This window comes from Pseudomonas sp. GD03875, from assembly GCF_029840585.1.
GTDB classification, from domain to species: domain Bacteria; phylum Pseudomonadota; class Gammaproteobacteria; order Pseudomonadales; family Pseudomonadaceae; genus Aquipseudomonas; species Aquipseudomonas paralcaligenes.
In genome coordinates this window covers 159,121-184,168 of record NZ_JAOCCV010000004.1, presented here as the reverse complement: position 1 = coordinate 184,168, position 25,048 = coordinate 159,121, and the positions used below count along the sequence as shown (strand labels likewise).

Below are 25,048 nucleotides of genomic sequence, written 5' to 3'. Positions count from 1 at the left end.
CGTGCCCCCGGAGCGGTGCCGGAGCGAGGGGAGTCTGGCCGCAGGCCAGACCCGGATGCCGGGGGGCCCTTCTTCTTTGGTTACTTTCTTCTTGGGCAAGCAAGAAGAAAGTAACTCGCCCGGGGGGGCGAAACCCTCGAATCGGGCCTGCTCGGCAATCAGCCAACAAATCAAAGCCACTGGCCTGCTGCTCCTGAGCATATGCACCCCATACGCCCACGCCTTCGACCTGGCCGACCTCAGCGCCCAGCTGGCCAAGCCCACCGTAGTGCGCGGCCCCTTCGTGCAGGAGAAGCACCTGCGCGCCCTGCCCACTCCGCTGACCAGCCAGGGCCAGTTCACCCTGTCCCGCGACCACGGCCTGCTCTGGCTGCTGCAGAAGCCCCTCAAACAGGACTACCGCATCGACGACACCGGTATCGCCCGCCGCACGCCCGATGGCTGGCAGCAGCAACCCGGCCAGGACGTCGCCGCCCAGCAGAGCCGCCTGTTCCTCGCCGTGCTCAAGGGCGACCGCTCCGGCCTGGAGCGCGACTTCGACCTCGAACTCAGCGGCGAGCAGAACGCCTGGCAGCTCCAGCTCACACCCCACTCCCTGCTGCTCAAGCAGATCTTCAGCGCCATCCGCATCGACGGCGGTGCGCTGGTCGAGCGCATCGAGCTGATCGAGACCCAGGGCGACCGCACCGTCCTCAAGCTGCCGCAGAGCCAGGCCGGCGACGCATTGACCGCGCAGGAGCGCGCCGACCTTGTCCACTAGCCTGCAAAAAGCCCTGCCGCGTCTGTTCGGCGCCCTGCTGCTGGCCCTGCTGGCGCTGGCCGCCTGGCAGTGGCGCGACGGCCCGCCGGTGCAGGCCAGCATGCTTGCCCTGCTGCCCCAGGGCGCAGGCGATGCGCTGGTGCAGCAGGCCGAGCAGCGCATGCAGGAGCCGTTGTCGCGGGAACTGCTGATCCTGGTCGGCCACCCGCAGCGCGAGCGCGCCATCGAACTGGTGCGCCGCTCCGGCGAGCAGTGGCAGGCCGGCGGCGGTTTCGACAAGGTGCAGTGGAGCCTGCAGGCCGACCTCGACAGCATCCGCCAGCAGCTGCGCGCCAGCCGCCTGGCTCTGCTCGCGCCAAGCGACCGCCAGTTGCTGATCGAGCAACCGGACGCCTTCGTCGAGCAGCGGGCGCAGCAGCTGTTCGACACCTTCTCCGGCTTCGGCCTGCTGCCCACCGAGCAGGACTGGCTCGGCCTCGGCCTGCGCGCCCAGCAGACGCTCAACCCCGGCAGCCGCATCCAGGCCGACCTGGGCAGCGGCGCCCTGCTGCTGCAGGAGCCGGGCATGACCTGGGCGCTGCTGCGCCTGCGCACCCGCGGCGACGCCTTCGACATGCAGGCACCGCCGCAGATCGCCGCCGACGTGGCCGAGCTGCGCCGGCAGGTCGAGGCCGCAGGCGGCCAGCTGCTGGCGGCCGGCGGCGTGCTGCACGCGGCGGCCGGCCAGGCCAAGGCCACCCACGAGATCGCCCTGATCGGCGGCGGCGCCACCCTCGGCACCCTGTTGCTGCTCCTGCTCGCCTTCCGCCGCCCGCGCGTGCTGGTCAGCCTGCTGCCCATGGGCGTGGCGCTGCTGGCCGGCTGCACCGCCTGCGTGCTGGTGTTCGGCCAGATCAACGCGCTGACCCTGGTGCTCGGCGCCAGCCTGGTCGGCGTCGCCGCCGACTACCCGCAGCACTACCTGAGCAAGAGCTGGAGCGACGGCCAGTGGTCGAGCTGGGCGGCTCTGCGCGAAACCCTGCCGGGCCTGTCCCTGAGCCTGGGCACCAACCTCGCCGGCTACCTGGCGCTGGCCTTCACGCCCTTCCCGGCGCTGACCCAGATCGCCCTGTTCTCCGCCGCCGGCCTGATCGGCGCCTTCCTCTGCTCGGTGTGCCTGCTACCGGCCTGGCTGAACAACCTGCGCCTGGCGCCGCCGCCCAGCCTGCGGCGCGCCGCCGAGCGCCTGGTACGAGGCCGTGAGCGCCTGTTGGCGCGCACCGGCAGCTGGCCGCTGCTGCTTGCCCTGCTGGCCTTCTGCGCCGGCGGCCTGTGGCAGCTGAAGCCGCAGAACGACCTGCGCCAGTGGCTGGGCCAGGAACCAAGGCTGATGGACGAGGCCCGGCGCATCGCCGAACTCACCGGCCAGCAGCCCACCAGCCAGTTCTTCCTGGTGCGCGGCGCCGACGAAGCGCAACTGCTGCAACGCCAGGCCGAGCTGAGCCGGCGCCTGGACGCCGCCGTCGCCGATGGCCACCTGCGCGGCTACCGCGCCCTCAGCCAGCTCAGCGCGCCGGACAGTGAACTGGCGCCGCTGCGCGCCGCGCTGGAACAGCTGCCGCAGCACTGGCAACCGCTGCTCGAGCTGGGCTTGCCGGACGCCGCGCTGCGCGCCGAGCTGGATGAACTACTGAAAACTGCGCAGCCGAGCCTGGAACAGGCCCTGGCCGGCCCGCTGGGCGAAGCCTGGCGGCCGCTCTGGCTGGGCCGCCATGAGAACGGAGTAGCCGGCATCGTCAGCCTGCAGGGCCTGAACGATGCGGCCCTGCTGCAACAGGCCGCCGAAGGGCTGGACGGCGTGCAACTGGTCGACCGCCTGGGCGAGCTGAACGGCCTGTTCGCCGCCACCCAGCTCAGCGCCGCCGAACTCAAACTGCTCTCCAGCGCCGCTATCCTCCTGCTGCTGTGCCTGCCGTTCGGCCTCGGCGGCGCGCTGCGGGTGATCTGCCTGCCGCTGCTCTCGGCCCTGGCAGCGCTGGCCTGCCTCGGCTGGCTGGGCCAGCCGCTGACCCTATTCAGCCTGTTCGGCCTGCTGCTGATCACCGCCATTGGCGTCGACTACGCCATCCTGATGCGCGAGAACATCGGCGGGCCGGCGGTCAGCCTGCTCGGCACCCTGCTCTCGGCGCTCACCGCCTGGCTGTCGTTCGGCCTGCTGCTGCTCAGTCAGACCCCGGCCATCGCCAACTTCGGTCTGGCGATCAGCCTCGGCCTGATGTTCTGCTTCCTGCTCTCGCCCTGGGCCGCACCACGGCCCCACAAGGAGGTGCTCGCGTGACCGTGCTCGGATTCTGGCTGCTGGCCCTGGCGATCTATGCCCTGGTCGCCGTCATCGGCGGGCGCCGGCTGATCCCCATCGTCGGCCAGCTGCTGGTGGCGGCCATCGCGATTCCCGCCCTGCTGCTGTTGTGGGTCGAGCCACACTGGCAACTGAGCGCCCAGGACCTGCTGGCGCCGACCTGGCTGGGCATGCTCTACGGCCTGTGCTTCGCCCTGCTGCTGGGCTACATCCTCAGCGACGTGATCGACCTGGACCTCAGTCCGGCCTGCCTGAAGATCGCCCTGCCCAGCTTCCTGGTGCCGATGCTGGCCGGCCTGGCCTGCTCGCTCTGGCTGCTGCCCGGCGAGCGCAGCTGGCTCAGCTCGGTGGGCATCGGCCTGCTGTTCTCGATCACCGCCATCCCGGTGCTGTACCTGTTCCTGCAGAGCATCGGCTACCCCGCGGCGGCGACCAAGCGCCTGCTGCACGCGGCGATCCTGATGGACTTCCTGTGCTGGAGCCTGTTCGGCCTGGCCCAGGGCACCAGCCACCCCGCCGCCCTGCTCTGGCCACTGGCGGCCGCCGCGCTACCGCTGCTGCTGCGCGGGCTCGGGCTGCGCCACCCACTGCTCTACAGCCTGCCGTTCTTCGCCCTGATGCTGCTGTTCCAGCAGCTCAAGCTCAACGCCCTGGTGTTCGGCATCGCCTACATGCTGTGCCTGGCCTGGCTCAGGCAGCCGTTCGTCCTGCCGCTGCCGGCGCGGCCATGGAAGCTGCTGATGAATGGCCTGGCGGTGCCGCTGATCCTGACGTTCGGCGTGCTGCGCGTGGACTTCCATGGCATAGGTCAACACTACTCCTGGCTGGTCATCGCTATCCTGATTCTGCTGCCGGTGCTGAGCAAGGTACTCGGCAGCTGGCTCGGCCTGCACTGGGCCGACCCGAGCGCCGCGGCGCGGATCAAGTGGCACGAGAGCCTGCTGCTGAACATCCGCGGCCTCACCGAGATCGTCTTCCTCAACCTGCTCCTGCAACTCCAGCTGATCGATTCGCTGGTGTACTTCGGCCTGTTGCTGATGAGCCTGTTCTCTACTCTGCTGCCCGCCCTGCTGGGCCGGCATGCCAATAACCATGAAGCGAGAGGTCGTTATGAAGTCTCCTGAATTCGAACAACGCCAGGTCGTCGTCATCGGTGCCGGCCCTTCCGGCGCCATCGCCGCCGCCATCCTCAAGCGCCTGGGCCACGACGTGCTGGTGCTGGAGCGCCAGCGCTTCCCGCGCTTCTCCATCGGCGAGAGCCTGCTGTCGCACTGCCTGGACTTCGTCGAGGAAGCGGGCATGCTCGACGCGGTGAAAGCAGCCGGCTTCCAGACCAAGCATGGCGCCGCGTTCGCCTGGGGCGAGCGCTACACCGAGTTCGACTTCCGCGACAAATTCACCGAGGGCCAGGGTTCGACCTACCAGGTGATCCGCGCCGACTTCGACAAGCTGCTGGCCGACGAGGCCGCGCGTCAGGGCGTGGAAATCCGCTACGAAGAAGAGATCTTCGCCGCCGACTTCAGCGGCGACTGCCCGCGCCTGTCGGTGCGCCGCCTGGCCGACGGCCACGAGTACCAGGTCGAATGCGCCTTCGTCCTCGACGGCAGCGGATACGGCCGCGTGCTGCCGCGCCTGCTCGACCTCGACACGCCGTCGTCCTTCCCGATCCGCCAGGCGGTGTTCACCCACATCGAGGACCGCATCGACCCGGCCTCCGGCTTCGACCGCGAGAAGATCCTCATCACCACCCACCCGACCCTGCGCGACGTGTGGTTCTGGACCATCCCGTTCAGCAACGGCCGCTGTTCGCTGGGCGTGGTTTCCGCCGCCGAGCACTACGAGGGCTACCCGAAGGACCTCGACGCCTGCCTCAAGCAGTTCGTCGCGGAAACCCCATCGCTGAGCAAGGTGGTGGCAAACGCCGTGTGGGATACCCCGGCCCGCGCCATCGGCGGCTACTCGGCCAACGTCAAGAGCCTGCATGGCCCGGGCTTCGCCCTGCTGGGCAACGCCGCCGAATTCCTCGATCCGGTATTCAGCTCCGGCGTGACCATCGCCATGCGCTCGGCGAGCATGGCCGCCGGCCTGCTGCACCGCCAGCTCGGCGGCGAGGCGGTGGATTGGGAGAACGAGTTCGCCATCCCGCTCAAGCGTGGCGTGGATACGTTCCGCGTGTACGTGCAGGGTTGGTACGATGGCACCTTCCAGGACGTGATCTTCTACGAGAAGGCCACGCCGGACATCCGCCGCATGATCTGCTCGATCCTCGCCGGCTACGCCTGGGACGAAAAGAACCCCTATGTCGCCGAGCCCAAGCGCCGCCTGGGCGTGCTGGCCGAGATCTGCGCCAGCAACTGAGGAACATCTGTCGATGGAACGCGCCGCCCCCACCTACGTCGAGGAAACCCGCTTCGGTTTCTGGTTCCTGCAGAGCCACGTCTGGCAGCACCATGTGCTGCGGGTGGCGATCAACGACCTCAAGCGCCTGATCGACGCGCCGCTGCCCGAGGCGCCGGTGCTGCTCGACGCCGGCTGCGGCCAGGGCCGCTCGTTCCGCCTGCTGCAGGAGGCCTTCGCCCCGGCGCGGATGATCGGTCTCGACGCCGACCCGCACAGCCTCGACTGCTCCCGCGCCGAGGCCGAGCGCCTGGGCCTCGACGTGCAGCTGATCGCCAGCGACTGCGCCGCCATCGACCTGCCCGACGCCTCCGTCGACATCCTGTTCTGCCACCAGACCTTCCATCACCTGGTCGAGCAGGAGAAGGCCCTGGCCGAATTCTGGCGGGTGCTGAAACCGGGCGGCCTGCTGCTGTTCGCCGAGTCGACCAAGTTCTACATCGACACCTGGGTGATCCGCTGGCTGTTCCGCCACCCGATGCATGTGCAGAAGAGTGCCGAGGAATACCTGGGCATGCTGCGCGAGCAGGGCTTCCAGTTCACCGAGAACAACGTCTCCTACCCCTACCTGTGGTGGAGCCGCTCCAGGGACTTCGGCCTGCTGGAGCGCTGGGGCATCATGAAGCCCAAGCCGTTCGGCCAGCGCGACGAGACGCTGGTCAACGCGGTGGCGTGCAAGCCGTGATGCTACGGGTTGCTCTGCTCGCTCTGACCCTGTTGCTCGGCGCCTGCGCCGGGCACACGCCCGTGCCGGCGAGCAGCCCTGCCCTGAGCGCCGCGCTGCCGATCAGCCTGCAAATCGAGCGCACGCAAAACGCCGAGCAGCGCGACTGGCTGCTGGTGATCCAGGCCGAAGGCCAGGCCCTGCGCTGGTCGCTGTTCGACCCGCTCGGCGTGCCCCTGGCGCGCCAGCTACTGGAGCACGGCGAGTGGCACAACGACGGCCTGCTGCCACCCAATGCCGAGGCCCGCGAGCTGTTCGCCGCCCTGCTGTTCGCCCTCACCGCCGATAACGCGCTGACCGCCTACCCCGCGGGCAGTTGGCAACGCGGCGCCGATGGTCAGCGCCGGCTTAACCCGGACTGGCGAATCCGCTACCGTTCCGCACTGGATTTCACCCTCGCGACCCGCGACCTGAGTTACCAGGTGCGCGCGCTGAATCAAGAAGAAGGCAACTGATGCCCAGCTATCTCAATGCCCTCGGCCTGCTCTGCGCCCTGGGCGAAGGCAAGCAGGCGGTGGCCGACGCGCTGCTGGCCGGCGATGCCTCCGGCATGCGCGCCGAGGACGGCTGGGTCAGCGACCGCCGCCTCACAGTCGGCGCCGTGCGTGCCGCGCTGCCGGCAATGCCGGCGGGTCTCGAAGCCGCCCACAGCCGCAACAACCAGCTGCTGCTGGCCGCCGCCCAACAGATCGAACCCGAGCTGCGCGCCGCCATCGCCCGCTACGGCGCCGCCCGCGTCGGCCTGGTGCTGGGCACCAGCACCTCGGGCATCCGCGAGGCCAGCGACGGCATCGCCCGCTTCATCCGCGAGGGCGAAGTGCCGCCCGAGTACGACTACGCCCAGCAGGAGATGGCCGCGCCGGCCACCTTCCTCGCCGACTGGCTGGGCCTGGCCGGTCCGGTGTACTGCCAGTCCACCGCCTGCACCTCCAGCGCCCGCGCCCTGCTCAGCGCCCATCGCCTGTTGCAGCAGGGTCTGTGCGATGCGGTGATCTGCGGCGGTGTGGACAGCCTGTGCCGGCTGACCCTGAACGGCTTCTCGGCGCTGGAAGCGGTGTCCGCCGAGCCCTGCAATCCCTTCTCGGTGAACCGCCACGGCATCAATATCGGCGAGGGCGCGGCTTTGTTCCTGATGACCCGCGAGCGCAGCCCAATCGCCTTCTTCGGCGGCGGCGCCACCTCCGACGCGCACCATATTTCCGCACCGCACCCCGAGGGCCTCGGCGCCCGCGCGGCGATGGAGAAGGCCCTGGCCAGCGCCGGCCTGGAGCCCACCGATATCGACTATCTCAACCTGCACGGCACCGCCACGGCGCACAACGACGCCATGGAGAGCCAGGCCGTGCGCGGCCTGTTCCCCGCCGGCGTGGCCTGCTCCTCGACCAAGCCGCTGACCGGTCACACCTTGGGCGCCGCTGGCGCGCTGGAAGCGGCCTTCTGCTGGCTGGCCCTGAGCGAGCACAACCGCGACGGCCTGCTGCCGCCGCACCTGTGGGACGGCCAGGCCGATCCGGCGCTGGCGCCGCTGGAACTGGTCGGCGCCGGTGACCGCCTGGCACGCGCCGAGGGCCGGCGGCTGATGAGCAACTCCTTCGCCTTCGGCGGCAACAACGTGGCACTGGTTCTGGGGGATGCGCCATGAGTCTGTGGCCCGTCGCCGAGCTGGTGCCCCATGCCGGCGACATGATCCTGATTGACGAGGTCGTGAGCTTCGGCGCCGAGGAGATCGAGACCCGCCTCACCGTGCGCCCAGGCGGCCTGTTCAGTCTGGCCGACGGCAGCCTGCCGGCCTGGGTCGGTATCGAGCTGATGGCCCAGAGCGTGGCCGCCTATGCCGGCTGCCAGGCACGCCAGGCCGGCCTGCCGGTGGAGCTGGGCTTCCTCCTCGGCACGCGCAAGTACGACTGCAACGTCGAGCGCTTCCCCGCCGGTGCGGAGCTGCGCATCAGGGCCCTGCGCTCGCTGCAGGACGACAACGGCATGGGCGTCTTCGAGTGTCATCTGGACGGCCCCGACATCGCCGCCTCCGCCCGCCTCAATGTGTTCCGCCCGCCGGAAGTGGCGAGCTATCTACAAGAGCAATCGCAATGACTGAAACAGTTCTGGTAACCGGCTCCAGCCGTGGCATCGGCAGGGCCATCGCCCTGCGCCTGGCCCGCTCCGGTTACGACATCGTCCTGCACTGCCGCTCGCGCCGTGACGAAGCAGAGGCCGTGCAGACGCAGATCGCCGAACTCGGCCACCAGCAGGCGCGCATCCTGCAGTTCGACGTATCCGACCGCGCCGCCTGCCGCGAAGCACTGGAAGCCGATGTGGAGCAGCACGGCGCCTACTACGGCGTGGTGTGCAATGCCGGCCTGACCCGCGACGGCGCCTTCCCGGCGCTGACCGACGACGACTGGGACCAGGTGCTGCGCACCAACCTGGACGGTTTCTACAACGTGCTGCACCCGCTGACCATGCCGATGATCCGCCGCCGCGCGCCGGGCCGCATCGTCTGCATCACCTCGGTCTCCGGGCTGATCGGCAACCGCGGCCAGGTCAACTACAGCGCCTCCAAGGCCGGCGTGATCGGCGCCGCCAAGGCCCTGGCCATCGAGCTGGGCAAGCGCCGGATCACGGTCAACTGCGTGGCGCCGGGGCTGATCGACACCGAGATCCTCGACGAGCAGGTGCCGGTGGAGGAAATCCTCAAGATGATCCCGGCCGCCCGCATGGGCACGCCCGAAGAAGTGGCCGGGGCGGTGAATTTCCTGATGTCCGACGAGGCGGCGTACATTACCCGCCAAGTCCTCGCGGTGAACGGTGGTCTGTGCTGATGAAACGTGTCGTCGTCACCGGCATGGCCGGCATCACCTCCCTGGGCAGCGACTGGCCGACCATTTCGGCCGCCTTCAAGGAAGGCCGCAGCGGCATCCGCCGCATGGGCGAGTGGGATCGCTTCACCGAACTGAACACCCGCCTGGGCGGCCCGGTGGACGACTTCGTCCAGCCCAAACACTGGACGCGCAAGCAGACCCGCAGCATGGGCCGCGTCTCCAAGCTGGCGGTGTACGCCGCCGAGCGCGCCCTGGAACACGCCGGCCTGCTCGGCGACGAGCGCATTCAGGACGGCCGCATGGGCGTGGCCTGCGGTTCGTCCACCGGCAGCACCGACGAGATCAAGGCGTTCGGCAACATGCTGCTGAACTCCGTCGCCGACGGCCTCAACGCCAACTCCTACATCCGCATGATGCCGCACACCACGGCGGCCAATATCAGCATCTTCTTCGGCCTCAAGGGCCGCCTGATTCCGACGTCCAGCGCCTGCACCAGCGGCAGCCAGGGCATCGGCTACGCCTACGAGGCGATCAAGTACGGCCGCCTGAAGATGATGCTGGCCGGCGGCGCCGAAGAGCTGTGCCCGACCGAGGCCATGGTGTTCGACGCGCTCTACGCCACCAGCCTGAAGAACGACACCCCGCACCTGTCGCCACGCCCCTACGACGCCGGCCGCGACGGCCTGGTGATCGGCGAGGGCGCCGGCATCCTGGTGCTGGAAGAGCTGGAACACGCCCTGGCGCGTGGCGCCACAATCCACGCCGAGATCGTCGGCTTCGGCTGCAACTCCGACGGCATCCACGCCACCAAGCCGGAGCAGGCGACCATGCGCGGCGCCATGGAGCTGGCCCTGGAGGATGCGGGACTGGAACCTTCCGTCATCGGCTACGTCAATGGCCATGGTACCGCCACCGCCCAGGGCGACGTGGCCGAGAGCCTGGCCACCAGCAGCCTGTTCGGCCCGCGCATGCCGATCAGCTCGCAGAAGAGCTTCCTCGGTCACACCCTGGGCGCCTGCGGCGCGCTGGAATCCTGGTTCAGCATCGAGATGATGAACGGCGACAACTACGTGCACACCCTGAATCTGGACGACATAGACCCGGAATGCGGCGAGCTGGACTACCTGCGCGGCGAATTCCGCCAGATGAGCCACCAGTACGTGATGAACAACAATTTCGCCTTCGGCGGGGTCAATACCTCGCTGATCTTCCGGCGCTGGAGCTGAGCCCTTGAGACACGTGATGAAGTCGGTCCTGCTGGTGCTCGGCCTGCTCGCCATCACCGCCTGCAGCACGTCCAAGCCCGTGCTGAATCCCGCCATCGGCCTGCCGCCGGAGCGGGAATTCAGCCAGGTCGAACTGCAGCAGGCGATCGTCACGGTGCTGGAGGCGCGCCGCTGGCAGGTCCGCCGCGTGGACCCGGGCGTGATCTACGCCTCCATAAACGTGCGCCAGCGCCACCACGCCTCGATCGCGGTCGAGTACAGTCCGTTCGATATCCAGATCCGCTACCGCAGCAGTCAGGGCCTGGACTACAAGAACGGCAAGATTCATCGCAACTACAATCGCTGGGTCAACAGCCTGCGTGCGGACATCCAGCATCAGCTGAATCTCCCGAAAAACCCATGAGTCACTTATCGTCAAGGAGACGACCATGAAACTGAAAACCTGGACCCTGGCCGCCCTGTTCTTCGCCGTCATCCCGGGCATCAGCCAGGCGCGCGACACCACTCACTTCCTGCCGTTCGAGCAGGCTGTGCAGGAGGCCCTGAATGCCGGTCGCCTGGACGGCAGCGTGAAGTTCTACCTGGCCGGCAACCCGGTCAAGGCCAGCGTGGTCAGGTCCGGCGTGACCACCAGCCAGAAGACCAACGCCTTCAACAAGAGCGACGAGGCCGCCTGCTCCTGGGCCCTGCAGTCCGCCCTGATCCGCATGCAGAACGCCGCCAAGCAGGCCGGCGCCAACGCCGTGGTCAACATCGTCAGCAACTACAAGAACGTGGTCTATTCCGACGTCCAGAAGTACGAGTGCCACGCCGGCGCGGTGATGGCAGGCGTCGCCCTGAAGGCCGACCTGGCCAACGTCAAGTAACGATCTGCTGCGCGTCGGCCAGGCGTCGTTGAAGCCGGGCTCGGGCTGCTCATTTACACCTCGTAAACTGCGCGCCCCCGCCCGACTTCGCCTGGCCTGACGCTAGCTCGCGAGATCGTTGCTACCCAGCCGGCTCGGGCCGGCCTACCCCATCCGGGCGCATCCGCTGTTCCATGCGGCCCTTCGAGGACTCCGCATGTCGCTACCGCGCCTGTGCCTGCTGTTGCCGCTGATCGCCCTGAGCAGCGCCTGTACCACCATCCGCGTCGATCCCCTGAAGACGCCCGCCACCGTCGTCTGCATCGAGGAGAACCCCGAGGTGCAGGTGGACGACTTCCTCGGCACCCTGCAGCGCGGCTTCACCCGCCACGGCATAGAAACCCGCCTGTACAGGCAGATACCCGCCAGCGGCTGCCCGCAGATACTCGACTACACGGCGCGGCGCTCCTGGTCGGTGGTCACCTACCTGTCGATGGCCGAACTGCGCATCCGCGATCCCCAGGGGCGCGTGCTGGCCAGCGCCTACTACCGCTTCCGTGGCCGCGGTCTGCTGGCGGTCAAGAAGTATCAGAGCACGGAAACCAAGATGACGCCGGTGATCGACCGGCTGCTGGCCGAAACGTCCGCAAGAGCGGGCTACGCTCGCGACTGAACCTGAGCCCGAATAGCACAAGGGCCGCGTCTGCGGCCCTTGGCGTTACTGGTGGTACTGCGCCGACAGTTCGTGCACGGCCTCGAAGAAGGCCTTGGCGTGCTCTGGCGGCACTTCCGGGGTGATGCCGTGGCCCAGGTTGAACACCTGGCCGGTGCCCGGGCCGTAGGCGGCGAGAATACGCGCCACTTCGGCGCGGATGGCCTCCGGCTTGGCGTGCAGTACGGCTGGGTCCATGTTGCCCTGCAGGGCCACCTTGCTACCCACACGCTGACGCGCGCTGCCGATGTCGCAGGTCCAGTCCAGCCCCAGGGCCTCGGCGCCGGTCTCCGCCATGGATTCCAGCCACAGGCCGCCGCCCTTGGTGAACAGGATCACCGGCACGCGGCGACCGTCGTGTTCGCGGATCAGGCCGTCGACGATCTGCTTCATGTAGCGCAGGGAAAACTCCTGGTAGGCCGCCGACGACAGCGCGCCACCCCAGGAGTCGAAAATCTGCACGGCCTGGGCGCCGGCCTCGATCTGGCCGTTGAGGTAGACGGTGATCGAGCGGGCCAGTTTGTCGAGCAGCGCGTGCATGGCCTGCGGGTTGTCATAGAGCATCGCCTTGGACTTGCGGAAGTCGCGGCTGGAGCCGCCCTCGACCATGTAGGTGGCCAGGGTCCAGGGGCTGCCGGAGAAGCCGATCAGTGGCACGCGACCGTTCAGCTCGCGGCGGATGGTGCGCACGGCGTCCATCACGTAGCCCAGGTCCTGCTCGGCATCGGGAATCGGCAGCGCCTCGATGTCGGCCATCGAGCTGATGACTTTCTTGAAGCGCGGCCCCTCGCCGGTCTCGAAGTACAGGCCCTGGCCCATGGCGTCGGGGATGGTGAGGATGTCGGAGAAGAGAATCGCGGCGTCGATCTGCGGGTAGCGATCCAGCGGCTGGATAGTGACCTCGCACGCCAGCTCGGGGGTCTTCATCAGGCTGACGAAGTCACCCGCCTTGGCGCGGGTAGCGCGGTACTCCGGCAGGTAACGACCGGCCTGGCGCATCATCCACACAGGGGTGACGTCGACGGGTTGCTTGAGCAGGGCGCGCAGGAAACGGTCGTTCTTCAGGGCGGACATCGGCAGGGTTCCTGGAAATCGGCAGGGAGCGTTGCGGCGGGAGTATGCAGGCGGCACAAGGCGGCGGCCCCCTCCTCCGGGCGGGCTGCTGGATCACAGGCAGGCCGCGCGCCTTGGCGCAGAAAAAGTGCGGGCATTTTCGCAGACCCAAAAACAAAAGGCACGGCGAGTGCCGTGCCTTTTGTCCATCGCGACGATTTGCCGCGACCGCAGGGTGCGCCATGCGCACCGCCGGAGCCCCCCGGTCAGACCCCGAGGTAGTCCAGGATGCCTTCGGCGGCGTTGCGGCCCTCGAAGATCGCCGTCACCACCAGGTCGGAACCACGGACCATGTCGCCACCGGCGAAGATCTTCGGGTTGCTGGTCTGGTGCTTGAACTGGTTCTGCTCCGGCGCCACCACACGGCCCTGGCTGTCGGTGTCGATCTTGAAGTCGGCGAACCAGGCGGCCGGGCTCGGACGGAAGCCGAAGGCGATCAGCACGGCCTCGGCCGGGATGATTTCCTCGGAGCCCGGGATCGGCTCGGGGCTGCGGCGGCCACGGGCGTCCGGCTCGCCGAGACGGGTCTCGACCACCTTGACGCCTTCCACCTTGTCCTCGCCGACGATGGCGATGGGCTGGCGGTTGAAGAGGAACTTCACGCCCTCTTCCTTGGCGTTCTTCACTTCCTTGCGCGAGCCCGGCATGTTCTCTTCGTCGCGACGGTAGGCGCAGGTCACGGCCTTGGCGCCCTGGCGGATGGAGGTGCGGTTGCAGTCCATCGCGGTATCGCCGCCGCCGAGCACGACCACGCGCTTGCCCTTCATGTCGATGAAGTCTTCCGGCGCCTTCTCGAAGCCGAGGTTGCGGTTGACGTTGGCGATCAGGAAGTCCAGCGCGTCGGTGACGCCCGGCAGGTCCTCGCCCGGGAAGCCGCCCTTCATATAGGTGTAGGTGCCCATGCCCATGAATACGGCATCGTACTCATCCAGCAGCTGCTGCATGGTCACGTCCTTGCCGATCTCGGTGTTCAGGCGGAACTCGATGCCCATGCCGGTGAAGACTTCGCGACGGCGGCTGAGCACGCTCTTCTCGAGCTTGAACTCGGGGATGCCGAAGGTCAGCAGGCCACCGATCTCCGGATTCTTGTCGAACACCACCGGGGTCACGCCGTTGCGCACCAGCACGTCGGCGCAGCCGAGGCCGGCCGGGCCGGCACCGATCACGGCGACACGCTTGCCGGTCGGCTTGACCTTGGACATGTCCGGACGCCAGCCCATGGCGAAGGCGGTGTCGGTGATGTACTTCTCCACCGAGCCGATGGTCACCGCGCCGAAGCCGTCGTTGAGGGTGCAGGCCCCCTCGCACAGACGGTCCTGCGGGCACACGCGGCCGCAGACTTCCGGCAGGGTGTTGGTCTGGTGGCTCAGCTCGGCGGCGGCCAGGATGTTGCCCTCGGAAACCAGCTTCAACCAGTTGGGAATGAAGTTGTGCACCGGGCACTTCCACTCGCAGTACGGGTTGCCGCAGCCCAGGCAACGGTGTGCCTGGTCGGCGGCCTGGGCCGGTTTGAAGGGTTCGTAGATTTCCACGAACTCCTTCTTGCGCTGGCGCAGGAGCTTCTTCTTCGGATCCTTGCGCCCGACCTCGATGAACTGGAAGTCGTTGTTCAGACGTTCAGTCATTTCAAAAACCTCATCAAACTACTCAGGCGCAATTACTGCGGATTGGCGCGGGTGCTGCTGAGCAGCGAACCCAGGCTTGCCGCTTTTGGTTTGACCAGCCAGAACTTGCGCAGGTAGTCCTCCAGGTTCTCGAGCAGGTGAGTGCCCCAGGGACTGGAGGTTTCCGCCACGTACTCGACCAGCACTTCGCGCAGATGGCTGCGGTAGGCCTCCATGGCCTCGTTGCTGATGCGCTGGATCTCCACCAGTTCGTGGTTGACGCGGTCGACGAAGCTGTTGTCCAGGTCGAGCACGTAAGCGAAGCCGCCGGTCATGCCCGAACCGAAGTTCACCCCGGTCTTGCCCAGCACGCAGACGAAACCGCCGGTCATGTATTCGCAGCAGTGGTCACCGGTGCCTTCCACGATGGCGTGGGCGCCGGAGTTGCGCACGGCGAAACGCTCGCCCGCGGTGCCGGCGGCGAACAGACGGCCACCGGTGGCACCGTACAGGCAGGTGTTGCCGACGATGGCCGACTCCTGGGTCTTGAACGGGCTGCCGGCCGGCGGAGTGATCACCAGCTTGCCGCCGGTCATGCCCTTGCCGACGTAGTCGTTGGCGTCGCCTTCCAGGCGCAGGTACAGGCCGCCGGCGTTCCACACGCCGAAGCTCTGACCCGCGGTGCCCTTGAAGCGGAAGGTGATCGGCGCGTCCTTCATGCCCTGGTTGCCGTGCTGCTTGGCGATTTCGCCGGAGATACGGGCACCGATGGAGCGGTCGCAGTTGCAGATATCCAGCTCGTACTCACCGCCGCTCTTAGCGGCGATGGCGGCCTGGGCCAGCTCGACCATCTTCTCGGCCAGCAGGCCCTGGTCGAACGGCGGGTTCTTCTCGACTTCGCAGAACTGCGGCTTGTCGGCCGGGATACGGTCGCTGCCAAGCAGCGGAGTCAGGTCCAGGTTGCCCTGCTTGTCGGTATCGCCCGGCAGCACGTCGAGCAGGTCGGTACGCCCGATCAGTTCGCCCAGACTGCGTACACCCAGCTTGGCCAGCCACTGGCGGGTGTCTTCGGCGACGAAGGTGAAGTAGTTCATCACCATTTCGACGGTGCCGATGAAGTGGTCCTTGCGCAGCTTGTCGTTCTGGGTAGCCACGCCGGTGGCGCAGTTGTTCAGGTGGCAGATGCGCAGGTACTTGCAGCCCAGGGCGACCATCGGGCCGGTGCCGAAGCCGAAGCTCTCGGCGCCGAGGATGGCGGCCTTGATCACGTCGAGGCCGGTCTTCAGGCCGCCGTCGGTCTGCACCCGTACCTTGCCGCGCAGGTCGTTGCCGCGCAGGGTCTGGTGGGTTTCGGCCAGGCCAAGCTCCCACGGGCTGCCAGCGTACTTGATCGAGGTCAGCGGCGAAGCGCCGGTGCCACCGTCGTAGCCGGAGATGGTGATCAGGTCGGCGTAGGCCTTGGCCACGCCGGCGGCGATGGTGCCGACACCGGCTTCCGCCACCAGCTTGACCGAGACCAACGCGGCCGGGTTGACCTGCTTGAGGTCGAAGATCAGCTGCGACAGGTCCTCGATCGAGTAGATGTCGTGGTGCGGCGGCGGCGAGATCAGGGTCACGCCGGGCACGGCATAGCGCAGACGCGCGATCAGGCCGTTGACCTTGCCGCCGGGCAGCTGGCCGCCCTCGCCAGGCTTGGCGCCCTGGGCGACCTTGATCTGCAGCACTTCGGCGTTGACCAGGTATTCCGGGGTGACACCGAAGCGGCCGGTGGCCACCTGCTTGATCTTCGAGCTGCGCACGGTGCCGTAGCGGGCCGGGTCTTCGCCGCCCTCACCGGAGTTGGAGCGCGCGCCCAGGCGGTTCATCGCCTCGGCGATGGCCTCGTGGGCTTCCGGTGACAGGGCGCCAAGGGAGATACCGGCGGAGTCGAAGCGCTTGAGCACCTCACCCAGCGACTCGACCTCATCCAGCGGCAGCGGCTGGTCGGCCAGCTTGAGCTGCAGCAGGTCGCGGATCATCGACACCGGGCGGTTGTCCACCAGCGCGGCGTACTCCTGGTACTTCTCGTAGCTGCCCTGCTGCACGGCGGCCTGCAGGGTGTTGACCACATCCGGGTTGTAGGCGTGGTACTCGCCGCCGTAGACGAACTTGAGCAGACCGCCCTGCTGGATGGCCTTGCGGTTGTTCCAGGCCTCGGCGGCCAGCAGCTTCTGCTCGGCCTCGATGTCGACGAAACGCGCGCCCTGGATGCGGCTGGCAACGCCACGGAAGCACAGCTCGGTGACTTCGTCGGACAGGCCGACGGCCTCGAACAGCTGGGCGCCACGGTAGGAGGCGACGGTGGAGATACCCATCTTCGACAGGATCTTCAGCAGGCCCTTGGAGATGCCCTTGCGGTAGTACTTGAACACCTCGTAGAGGTCGCCCAGCACTTCACCGGTACGGATCAGGTCGGCCAGCACCTCGTACGCCAGGAACGGGTACACGGCGGAGGCGCCGAAGCCCACCAGCACGGCGAAGTGGTGCGGGTCGCGGGCGGTGGCGGTCTCGACCAGGATGTTGCAGTCGCAACGCAGGCCTTTCTCGGTCAGGCGATGGTGCACGGCGCCGGTGGCCAGCGCGGCATGCGCCGGCAGCTTGCCCGGGGCGATGTGACGGTCGGTGAGGACCAGCAGCACCTTGCCACCGCGCACGGCTTCTTCGGCCTGGTCGGCGATGTTGCGCACCGCGGCTTCCAGACCGATGGCCGGGTCGTAGTTGAGGTCGATGACGTGACGCTCGAAGCCCGGCGTAGTCAGGCTCATCAGCGCGCGCCACTTGGCCGGGGAGATCACCGGGCTGCTAAGCATGACGCGGCTGGCGTGGGCCGGGGACTCGTCGAAGATGTTGCGCTCGGCGCCCAGGCAGATTTCCAGGGACATCACGATCGACTCGCGCAGCGGGTCGATCGGCGGGTTGGTCACCTGGGCGAACTGCTGACGGAAGTAGTCGAAGGGCGAGCGGATGCGCTGCGACAGCACGGCCATCGGCGTGTCGTCGCCCATCGAGCCCACTGCTTCCTGGCCCTGCTCGCCGAGCGGGCGCAGCACCTGGTCACGCTCCTCGAAGGTGACCTGGAACATCTTCATGTACTGCTTGAGCTGGTCGGCGTCGTAGCTGGCCACACCTTGGTCGTCGTCCAGCTTGGCCTGGATGCGCACGGCGTTCTGGCGCAGCCACTGCTTGTAGGGATGGCGCGATTTCAGACGGTTGTCGATGGCATCGGTGTCCAGCACCTGGCCGGTCTCGGTGTCCACCGCGAGAATCTGGCCCGGGCCGACCCGGCCCTTGGCGATCACGTCTTCCGGCTTGTAGTCCCACACGCCGATTTCCGATGCCAGGGTGATGTAGCCGTTCTTGGTGGTGACCCAGCGCGCCGGGCGCAGGCCGTTGCGGTCGAGCAGGCAGACGGCGTGACGACCGTCGGTCATCACCACGCCGGCGGGGCCGTCCCACGGCTCCATGTGCATGGAGTTGTACTCGTAGAACGCGCGCAGGTCGGCGTCCATGGTCTCCATGTTCTGCCAGGCCGGCGGAATGATCATGCGCACGCCGCGGAACAGGTCGATGCCGCCGGTGACCATCAGCTCGAGCATGTTGTCCATGCTCGACGAGTCGGAGCCGACGCGGTTGACCAGCGGGCCCAGCTCTTCCAGGTCCGGAATCAGCTCGTTGGCGAACTTCAGGCGACGGGCCACGGCCCAGTTGCGGTTGCCGGTGATGGTGTTGATCTCGCCGTTGTGGGCGAGGAAACGGAACGGCTGCGCCAGCGGCCATTTCGGCAGGGTGTTGGTGGAGAAGCGCTGGTGGAATACGCAGATCGCGGTCTGCAGGCGCTCGTCGCCGAGGTCCGGGTAGAACTGCTGCAGGTCCGCCGGCATCATCAGGCCTTTATAGATGATGGTCTTCGGCGAGAAGCTGCAGATGTAGTGCTCGGTGTCGGCGGCGTTGGCTACCGAGGAGCGGCGACGGGCGCTGAACAGCTTGATGGCGAACGGCTGGTCGTCCAGGCCTTCGCCGCCGATGAACACCTGCTCGATCTGCGGCAGGCGCTCCAAGGCCAGGCGGCCGAGCACGCTGGTGTCCACCGGCACCTTGCGCCAGCCGATCAGCTGCAGGCCGGCGGCCTCGATCTCGCGGTTCATGTTGGCGCGGGCGGCCTCGGCCTTGGCCGGGTCCTGGTTGAAAAACACCATGCCCACGGCGTACTGCTGGGGCAGCTCGCTGCCGAACTGCTCCCTGGCGACCGCGCGCAGGAACAGGTCGGGCTTCTGGATCAGCAGACCGCAACCGTCACCGGTCTTGCCGTCGGCGTTGATACCGCCACGGTGGGTCATGCAGGTCAGGGCTTCGATGGCGGTCTTCAGCAAGTGATGACTCGCCTCACCTTCCATGTGGGCGATCAGGCCGAAGCCGCAGTTGTCCTTGAACTCATCAGGATGGAATAGGCCGGCTTTCATAGAACTCTCACCAGGATGCCTTCCCGGAAGGCAATGTCTTTCTAATTCGGAGCATCTGCTTGGCGCATACGCCCGCTTTGCCTAAGCAAAAGGGGGGCCATTCTACACACGATGAAATGGATGGACAAAGCCAAAAATGACGCCCAATGAACATCGAATGTCGCAAAAACGAAATAAAGAAAGATGCCTGCGTGATAGGAAAAATAAAAATCACCAAAACAGGGCAGACAACAAATCACACGCGCACCAGATTGATGCACTCAACTTCATTGAGTCTCGATTCATTGAGGCCGCCAGCGCCCCAGGAAGGAACACGGCGTCAGCCGGCGTCGCGGGCAGATACCGGGGAATACCCGGGCACGCAGACAGGAAGGGACATAGGAGGGACGTTAACGAGCCCCACCAGAGCGCACCAATATCGAACATTAGCGCACCAATAATGATCACGAATTGAGCAATTCGCAGGCGTAACGATGCGAAAAAATGTCGCACTCATCTAAAAAGCGGGCGCAGACGCGCCCGCTTTTCATTTCAGCGTGCCTGAGCTTCCTGCTGAATACTGGCGAAACTGCGCGGCCAAGGCTTGCCCGCCTGCACCGCAGCCGGCAGCGACTGGATCGCGGCCTGGGCGGCGGCGCGGCTGGAGAACTGCCCGTAGGTCACCACGTAAAGCGGCTGTCCTTGGTGCAGCTTCTTGAAATAGCGGTATTCCCCGCCGTTCTTGCCAACGAATGCCTTGGCGCTGCTTTCCGAGCGGGTGCCGAGAATCTGCAAGGCATAGTTTCCTGACGGACGGCTGGCATACCACTCGGCGCCTGGCGCCGGAGCAGCGCTCGCTACGGTCGTCTCAGGCTTGGGCGCAGGAGCCGCCGGCTTGATCGCAGGTGCAGCGGCGGGCGCCGGCTTGGTGGCCGGAGGCGTCACCGCCGGAGCTGGCACAGGCTTGACCGGAGCAGGTTTGACCGGCTCGGGAGCAGGCGCGCTCGCCACGGTCGGCACTACCGGCGCAGTGACCGGTGCCGGCGTTATCGCTGGAGAGGGAGCCGGCATAGGCGGAGTCGCCGACTGGCTCTCCGCGGCACTACCGTCCTCGCCATCATCCATGCCGGAAGCCTGGGCCAGCGGTTCGCGAATCACCGGCTGCGCCTCCCCTACCAGTGGCAGCGGAAGCGGCTGGCTAGTACCGCTGAACTCCACGGATGCGCCCGACGACTGCGCCGGGGTAGCCTGTTTTTCAGCATCGACGGTCGCAGGAGCCGAGCCCTGGGGCACCAGCTCGACCGGAGACTCGGCGACAGTGGGTGGCGCGCTGTCCTTCTTCCCCTGCATCAGCCAGGCCGCACCAAGCGCGACAGCCACCACGGCGACAGCCAGCAGATGCTTCTTCGGCAATCCGAAACCGGAACCGCCCGCTCCCGCAGCCGAGCGGCTCGCCAGCATGGCCTCGACCAGCACCTCGCGGGCGGCCTGATTGATTGCTCCCGGCCAGCCACCGGAACTCAGGTGGATATCGGCGACCTGGTCATCGCTCAGCAGATCGATGCCCTGACCCGCGCCATCCAGCCGCTGGGCCAGGTATTCGCGAGTCTCATCCTCGTCGTAGGGCAACAGCTCTATCGCGTGGAAGCGCTCCTCGCCATCGGCCATCAGCTCGAGCCGGGGCAGGATCTCGCTCTCGGCGAACAGGAAGATGTGTGGCCTGCCGTCGGCATTGCCGGCAGCCAGGGTGAACAGGGTTTCCAGCGCGGCGTCGGCGAGCTGTTCGGCATCGTCGACCAACAGGTAGACCTCCTGCCCCGTCAGCGCCAGCTGGGCGACCTGGGCCAGGACACTACGCACATCCGCCTGCTGCATGCCCAGCCCCTGGGCCACCTGGCGCAGGATACCGGCGACATCGCCGGCACCACGGGCGGAAACGACCACGGACTGCACGGTCTGCTTGTTGGTGCTGGCCACCAGCGCCTGGCGCAGCAGGGTCTTGCCGCTGCCATGGGGGCCGGTCACGACCAGTAGCAGCTGGCTGTAGCGAGCCAGATGGTGGAGCTGCCCCAGAACCGGCTTGCGCTGCGCCGGGTAGAAGCGGAAGCCAGGCACCCGCGCAGCGAAGGGGTCATGAGTGAACTGGTAGTGCGCGAGAAACGCCTCGTCGGCATGCAAACTGGTCATGTAGCTCTCTTACTCTCCAAGCGGCTGGTGTACCAGCCGAGTCCGCAGCGCGCCGTAGTCGGCACGCAATGTGGCATCCAGAACTTCCCGCGGGAAATCATCGGTGATCACGGCTTCGCCGAGCCGCCCCAGCAATACCAGGCGCAGTCGGCCATCCAGCACCTTCTTGTCGACCGCCATATGCTCGAGAAAATCCTCAGGGCCCATCTCGGCAGGCGGCACCACCGGCAGGCCCGCGCGCAACAGCAGGCGAATGCCGCGATCCCGGTCCACATCCGAAATCCAGCCCAGGCGCGAGGACATCTCCAGCGCCATGACGGTGCCAGCCCCCACCGCCTCGCCGTGCAGCCACTCGCCATAGCCCATGTGGGTCTCGATGGCGTGACCGAAGGTATGACCCAGGTTGAGGATCGCGCGCAGGCCGGACTCACGCTCATCGGCACCGACCACACGCGCCTTGGCCGCGCAGGAGCGCTCGATGGCTTCGATCAGGGCGGAGGACTCCAACTGCAGCAGGGCTTCGACACGCTCCTCCAGCCAGGAAAGGAACTCAAGATCGCAGATCAGGCCGTACTTGATCACTTCGGCCAGCCCCGCCGACAGCTCGCGAGGCGGCAGGGTGCGAAGCACGCTCGTATCGATGATGACCGCATTGGGCTGGTAGAAGGCCCCGATCATGTTCTTGCCAAGCGGATGATTGATCCCGGTCTTGCCACCGACCGAGGAGTCCACCTGGGACAACAGGGTAGTGGGCACCTGGATGAAGTCGACACCACGCTGGTAGCACGCCGCCGCGAACCCAGCCATGTCGCCGACGACACCGCCACCCAAGGCGATGATGGTGGTCTTGCGATCATGACGCGCCTGGAGCAATCCATCGAAGATCAGCTGCAGCGTTTCCCAGGTCTTGAAGCTTTCACCGTCCGGCAGGACGACCGTCGCGATGTCCTGGCCCTCCAGCGATTGCTTCAGCGCCTCAAGATACAGGGGAGCAACGGTCTCGTTGGTGACTATCGCCACCTGGCGACCCGCGAGGTGCGGCTTGAACAGATCAGGACGAGCAAGCAGCCCCTCTCCGATGTAAATGGGATAGCTGCGCTCGCCAAGATCGACAGTAAGAGTCTGCATGAAGCCCCCGGATAGAAAGGGCATAGGATAACGCAGATGGGCCCCGGCTTTAACGGGGAGGCAGGGCGTTGAGACGATCAATGATTTCCTGCACCACCAGACGCGGCGGCCGCTCATCCGTCTCGATGATCACGTCGGCGATCTCCCGGTAGAGCGGGTCGCGTATATCCATCAGGCTACGCAACACCTTGCCAGGCTCGGCGTTGCGCAGAAGCGGCCGATTGCGATCACGAGAGGTGCGCTCCAGCTGCTGCTCGACAGAAGCATGCAGGTACACGACCCGCCCTCCTGCCCGCAGTGCCTGGCGATTCTCCGGACGCAGCACCACACCGCCTCCGGTAGCAATCACCACTCCCTCAAGCTCGCAAAGCTCCTCGATCATCGCCTGCTCGCGCTCACGAAAGCCCTGCTCACCCTCGACATCGAAGATCCAGGGAATATCGGCACCGGTGCGCTGCTCGATCTCCTTGTCCGAATCCTTGAAGTGCAACTTCAGCTCTTTCGCGAGCAGCCGCCCGATGGTGCTCTTGCCAGCACCCATCGGGCCTACAAGGACCACATTGCACACGAGCTATCGATTCACAGCAATAGCTTGGCTATTCATGATCCGCGGAGTCAGGAATACCAAAAGCTCGGCCTTATTGTCGGTAACAGTATCTCGGCGGAAAACTCTTCCTACGAACGGCAGATCTCCCAGAAGTGGCACTTTTTCAACCCCTCTAGTCTGCGTATTGGAAAACACACCACCGATCACTATCGTTTCGCCATCATTCACCAGAACCTTGGCATTAACCTCGTTTTTATTAATAGGTGGAACGCCATTAAGGGAGCGAGAAAAATCAGGCGCATCCTTTGTTACCTTGACCTCCATGATAATGCGATTATCTGGAGTAATTTGCGGGGTTACTTCCAAGGAAAGAGCCGCCTCCTTGAAGGATGTACTTGTAGCGCCGCTGGAGCTTGCTTCCTGATAAGGAATCTCACTTCCTTTAAGGATTTTTGCCGTTTCCTTATCAGAAGTAACAACTTTGGGCCGAGAAACAATTTCACCATTGCCGGTTTTTTCCATAGCCGACAATTGCAAGTCCAGCACGACGTTACTACCTAGATAACCGATGCCGATGCCCGATGTACTGCCAATCGCCCCCAAGTCAACAAAAGGAACCGGCGCAACCCCGTCCTGCAACTTTACATTACCAACAGTATCTGTGCCCGGGAGGTAAACTTTTCCATCATCATCAAATGAAGTCGCACCATCCTTGCCGTAAACACTCCAACGATCCCTAGACCAACTCCCTCCCCAGCGGACCCCAAGTGCCTTATCGTAATCTACATTAGCCTCAACGATGCGCGCCTCAATCATGACTTGGCGCACGGGAATATCCAACTGGGCAACTATGCGCCGCAGCTCATCCAATCGCTCCTGAGTCTGGTACGCAATAATGCTATTGGTGCGATCATCGACCGTCACCGTGCCGCGATCACTACTACCGTTACCTTCAGTTGCGGCAACAGACTGAAACAGCTGAGCAATATCGGATGCCTTCGCATAGTTGACCTGAACAAGCTCACGGCGCAATGGGGCCAGCTCGGCTATCTGGTTCTGCGCCTCAAGCTCCTGGCGTTCCCGAGCAGCAATTTCATCCGCGGGCGCAACCAGAAGCACATTCCCTACCTTACGCTTGTCGAGGCCACGGGTCTTCAGAACAAGATCCAGTGCCTGGTCCCACGGTACATTCTGCAAGCGCAGAGTAATACTGCCCTGCACTGTATCGCTGGCCACAAGATTAAGGTCGGTAAAATCCGCAATCAACTGAAGCACGGAGCGGACATCAATATCCTGAAAATTGAGCGACAGCTTTTCACCAGTATACGCAAAGCGCTCAGCCTTACGCTTTTCAACATCATCCTGGCTCAGAGGTTTTATATTAATAGTCAGCTTATTGTCAGTTTGGAAAGCCAGGTAATCATAGAAACCTGTCGGCTCAATTGAGATGTTGACTACGCCATTTGATTCGGAGGCAGAAACAAACTGCACAGGAGTGGCAAAGTCCTTGACATCGAGCTTGACGCGAAGATTCTCTGGCAGCTGGGTCTTGGCAAATTTGAGATTGATCTTGCCACCTTGCTCCTGGATATCAGCATTCACCGAAGGATCCGAAAGCTCGATAACAACGCTTCCCTCTCCCTGCTCACCGCGCTGAAAGTCGATGCCGTTAATCGCTCGACCAGACAAAGCAAATGGCTTTTTGGCTGGGGTGGCAACAGGCGCAGCAGCTGCGGTAACTGCAGACGCAGGGCGAGCACTAGCATCGCCGACTACCAAGAAAAGGTTATTTCCCTCAGAGCGGGTGCTATAGGGCACCAAAGTCGTCAGATTCACGATAAGGCGCGTACGATCCTTGGCCTCTACGACAGTGACGCTACGCGCGTTGCCCACACCCAACTCGCGATTTTTCTGCCCCAACTTGTTGGAGACCCCAGGCAGATCCAGCGCGATGCGGGCCGGCTGCTCAATAGTATAACCACGTGGGTTGGCTACAGGCTCGTTGAACGAAAGCTTCAATTCCACCTTGTCGCCCGGCAAAGCAGCAACATCAATCTTCTGAAGCTCCGCCGCGAGCACCGACGGCATGAAAGTCGCAAGCATGAGCGCCCCGGCAAGGCGAGAGATTTGGCTGATCATTGGCATGTTCCGTTCGACAGATCCGATTTTA

At 65.6% G+C, this 25,048-nt stretch carries 20 protein-coding genes; 13 read left to right on the top strand and 7 right to left on the bottom strand.

Features of this window, described 5'->3' with window-relative positions:
• The first annotated feature begins 184 nt into the window (after positions 1–184).
• The 13 genes from N5D30_RS05160 (at position 185) to N5D30_RS05100 (ending at position 11,782) form a co-directional block, all read left to right on the top strand.
• On the top strand, positions 185–760 hold the full coding sequence (locus N5D30_RS05160) for an outer membrane lipoprotein carrier protein LolA (protein WP_279908068.1): 576 nt from the start codon (positions 185–187) through the stop codon (positions 758–760).
• Positions 750–3,077, top strand: coding sequence for a hypothetical protein (locus N5D30_RS05155; protein WP_279908009.1), 2,328 nt, complete (start codon positions 750–752; stop codon positions 3,075–3,077). The genes N5D30_RS05160 and N5D30_RS05155 overlap by 11 nt, the downstream gene beginning before the upstream one ends.
• A complete protein-coding gene (locus N5D30_RS05150; protein ID WP_279908008.1) occupies positions 3,074–4,222 on the top strand; it encodes a sodium:proton antiporter in 1,149 nt (382 codons plus the stop codon). The genes N5D30_RS05155 and N5D30_RS05150 overlap by 4 nt, the downstream gene beginning before the upstream one ends.
• Positions 4,209–5,456 (top strand): NAD(P)/FAD-dependent oxidoreductase, encoded by a 1,248-nt coding sequence (locus tag N5D30_RS05145; protein WP_279908007.1) that lies wholly within the window; start codon positions 4,209–4,211, stop codon positions 5,454–5,456. Before N5D30_RS05150 ends, N5D30_RS05145 begins: the two co-directional genes overlap by 14 nt.
• A gap of 13 nt (positions 5,457–5,469) precedes the next feature.
• Positions 5,470–6,180: a class I SAM-dependent methyltransferase gene (locus N5D30_RS05140; RefSeq protein WP_279908006.1), complete on the top strand. Its 711-nt coding sequence runs from the start codon at positions 5,470–5,472 to the stop codon at positions 6,178–6,180.
• On the top strand, positions 6,180–6,674 hold the full coding sequence (locus N5D30_RS05135; RefSeq protein WP_279908005.1) for a hypothetical protein: 495 nt from the start codon (positions 6,180–6,182) through the stop codon (positions 6,672–6,674). Before N5D30_RS05140 ends, N5D30_RS05135 begins: the two co-directional genes overlap by 1 nt.
• Positions 6,674–7,861: a beta-ketoacyl-[acyl-carrier-protein] synthase family protein gene (locus N5D30_RS05130; RefSeq protein ID WP_279908004.1), complete on the top strand. Its 1,188-nt coding sequence runs from the start codon at positions 6,674–6,676 to the stop codon at positions 7,859–7,861. The genes N5D30_RS05135 and N5D30_RS05130 overlap by 1 nt, the downstream gene beginning before the upstream one ends.
• Positions 7,858–8,310 carry a hotdog family protein gene (locus tag N5D30_RS05125; protein ID WP_279908003.1) on the top strand — a complete coding sequence of 151 codons (453 nt, stop codon included), beginning with the start codon at positions 7,858–7,860 and terminating at the stop codon, positions 8,308–8,310. The genes N5D30_RS05130 and N5D30_RS05125 overlap by 4 nt, the downstream gene beginning before the upstream one ends.
• Complete coding sequence (gene fabG, locus N5D30_RS05120; RefSeq protein WP_279908002.1) at positions 8,307–9,038, top strand: 3-oxoacyl-ACP reductase FabG; 732 nt, start codon at positions 8,307–8,309, stop codon at positions 9,036–9,038. The genes N5D30_RS05125 and fabG overlap by 4 nt, the downstream gene beginning before the upstream one ends.
• Complete coding sequence (locus N5D30_RS05115; RefSeq protein WP_279908001.1) at positions 9,038–10,264, top strand: beta-ketoacyl-ACP synthase; 1,227 nt, start codon at positions 9,038–9,040, stop codon at positions 10,262–10,264. The genes fabG and N5D30_RS05115 overlap by 1 nt, the downstream gene beginning before the upstream one ends.
• Before the next feature lie 16 nt (positions 10,265–10,280).
• Entirely contained in the window at positions 10,281–10,667 is a 387-nt protein-coding gene (locus tag N5D30_RS05110) for a hypothetical protein (protein WP_279908000.1), read from the top strand.
• 25 nt (positions 10,668–10,692) lie between these two features.
• Positions 10,693–11,130 carry an excinuclease gene (locus N5D30_RS05105; protein ID WP_279907999.1) on the top strand — a complete coding sequence of 146 codons (438 nt, stop codon included), beginning with the start codon at positions 10,693–10,695 and terminating at the stop codon, positions 11,128–11,130.
• A gap of 196 nt (positions 11,131–11,326) precedes the next feature.
• Positions 11,327–11,782 carry an Sbal_3080 family lipoprotein gene (locus tag N5D30_RS05100; protein ID WP_279907997.1) on the top strand — a complete coding sequence of 152 codons (456 nt, stop codon included), beginning with the start codon at positions 11,327–11,329 and terminating at the stop codon, positions 11,780–11,782.
• A 45-nt stretch (positions 11,783–11,827) separates the two neighbouring features.
• Here N5D30_RS05100 and hemE read toward each other — a convergent pair whose 3' ends face one another.
• From hemE to pilQ, 7 genes are all read right to left on the bottom strand, one after another.
• On the bottom strand, positions 11,828–12,895 hold the full coding sequence (hemE, locus tag N5D30_RS05095) for a uroporphyrinogen decarboxylase (RefSeq protein WP_279907994.1): 1,068 nt from the start codon (positions 12,893–12,895) through the stop codon (positions 11,828–11,830).
• A 245-nt stretch (positions 12,896–13,140) separates the two neighbouring features.
• Positions 13,141–14,559: an FAD-dependent oxidoreductase gene (locus N5D30_RS05090; RefSeq protein ID WP_279901819.1), complete on the bottom strand. Its 1,419-nt coding sequence runs from the start codon at positions 14,557–14,559 to the stop codon at positions 13,141–13,143.
• Between the two features lie 32 nt (positions 14,560–14,591).
• A complete protein-coding gene (gltB, locus tag N5D30_RS05085) occupies positions 14,592–19,037 on the bottom strand; it encodes a glutamate synthase large subunit (RefSeq protein ID WP_279907993.1) in 4,446 nt (1,481 codons plus the stop codon).
• Between the two features lie 531 nt (positions 19,038–19,568).
• Positions 19,569–21,203, bottom strand: a complete 1,635-nt coding sequence (locus N5D30_RS05080) for an AAA family ATPase (protein ID WP_279907992.1) — start codon at positions 21,201–21,203, stop codon at positions 19,569–19,571.
• Between the two features lie 9 nt (positions 21,204–21,212).
• Positions 21,213–22,331, bottom strand: a complete 1,119-nt coding sequence (gene aroB, locus N5D30_RS05075) for a 3-dehydroquinate synthase (protein ID WP_279907990.1) — start codon at positions 22,329–22,331, stop codon at positions 21,213–21,215.
• A gap of 49 nt (positions 22,332–22,380) precedes the next feature.
• The gene (aroK, locus tag N5D30_RS05070; protein ID WP_279907989.1) at positions 22,381–22,899 is read right to left on the bottom strand and encodes a shikimate kinase AroK; all 519 of its coding nucleotides are present in this window, start codon (positions 22,897–22,899) and stop codon (positions 22,381–22,383) included.
• Between the two features lie 3 nt (positions 22,900–22,902).
• Entirely contained in the window at positions 22,903–25,017 is a 2,115-nt protein-coding gene (gene pilQ / locus N5D30_RS05065; RefSeq protein ID WP_279907987.1) for a type IV pilus secretin PilQ, read from the bottom strand.
• Positions 25,018–25,048 lie beyond the last annotated feature (31 nt).

Coding starts and splice junctions, on each gene's coding strand:
- N5D30_RS05145 (WP_279908007.1), top strand. CDS start 4,209: ATGAAGTCTCCTGAATTCGAACAACGCCAGGTCGTCGTCATCGGTGCC.
- N5D30_RS05140 (WP_279908006.1), top strand. CDS start 5,470: ATGGAACGCGCCGCCCCCACCTACGTCGAGGAAACCCGCTTCGGTTTC.
- N5D30_RS05135 (WP_279908005.1), top strand. CDS start 6,180: ATGCTACGGGTTGCTCTGCTCGCTCTGACCCTGTTGCTCGGCGCCTGC.
- N5D30_RS05130 (WP_279908004.1), top strand. CDS start 6,674: ATGCCCAGCTATCTCAATGCCCTCGGCCTGCTCTGCGCCCTGGGCGAA.
- N5D30_RS05125 (WP_279908003.1), top strand. CDS start 7,858: ATGAGTCTGTGGCCCGTCGCCGAGCTGGTGCCCCATGCCGGCGACATG.
- fabG (WP_279908002.1), top strand. CDS start 8,307: ATGACTGAAACAGTTCTGGTAACCGGCTCCAGCCGTGGCATCGGCAGG.
- N5D30_RS05115 (WP_279908001.1), top strand. CDS start 9,038: ATGAAACGTGTCGTCGTCACCGGCATGGCCGGCATCACCTCCCTGGGC.
- N5D30_RS05110 (WP_279908000.1), top strand. CDS start 10,281: ATGAAGTCGGTCCTGCTGGTGCTCGGCCTGCTCGCCATCACCGCCTGC.
- N5D30_RS05105 (WP_279907999.1), top strand. CDS start 10,693: ATGAAACTGAAAACCTGGACCCTGGCCGCCCTGTTCTTCGCCGTCATC.
- N5D30_RS05100 (WP_279907997.1), top strand. CDS start 11,327: ATGTCGCTACCGCGCCTGTGCCTGCTGTTGCCGCTGATCGCCCTGAGC.
- hemE (WP_279907994.1), bottom strand. CDS start 12,895: ATGTCCGCCCTGAAGAACGACCGTTTCCTGCGCGCCCTGCTCAAGCAA.
- N5D30_RS05090 (WP_279901819.1), bottom strand. CDS start 14,559: ATGACTGAACGTCTGAACAACGACTTCCAGTTCATCGAGGTCGGGCGC.
- gltB (WP_279907993.1), bottom strand. CDS start 19,037: ATGAAAGCCGGCCTATTCCATCCTGATGAGTTCAAGGACAACTGCGGC.
- N5D30_RS05080 (WP_279907992.1), bottom strand. CDS start 21,203: ATGACCAGTTTGCATGCCGACGAGGCGTTTCTCGCGCACTACCAGTTC.
- aroB (WP_279907990.1), bottom strand. CDS start 22,331: ATGCAGACTCTTACTGTCGATCTTGGCGAGCGCAGCTATCCCATTTAC.
- pilQ (WP_279907987.1), bottom strand. CDS start 25,017: ATGATCAGCCAAATCTCTCGCCTTGCCGGGGCGCTCATGCTTGCGACT.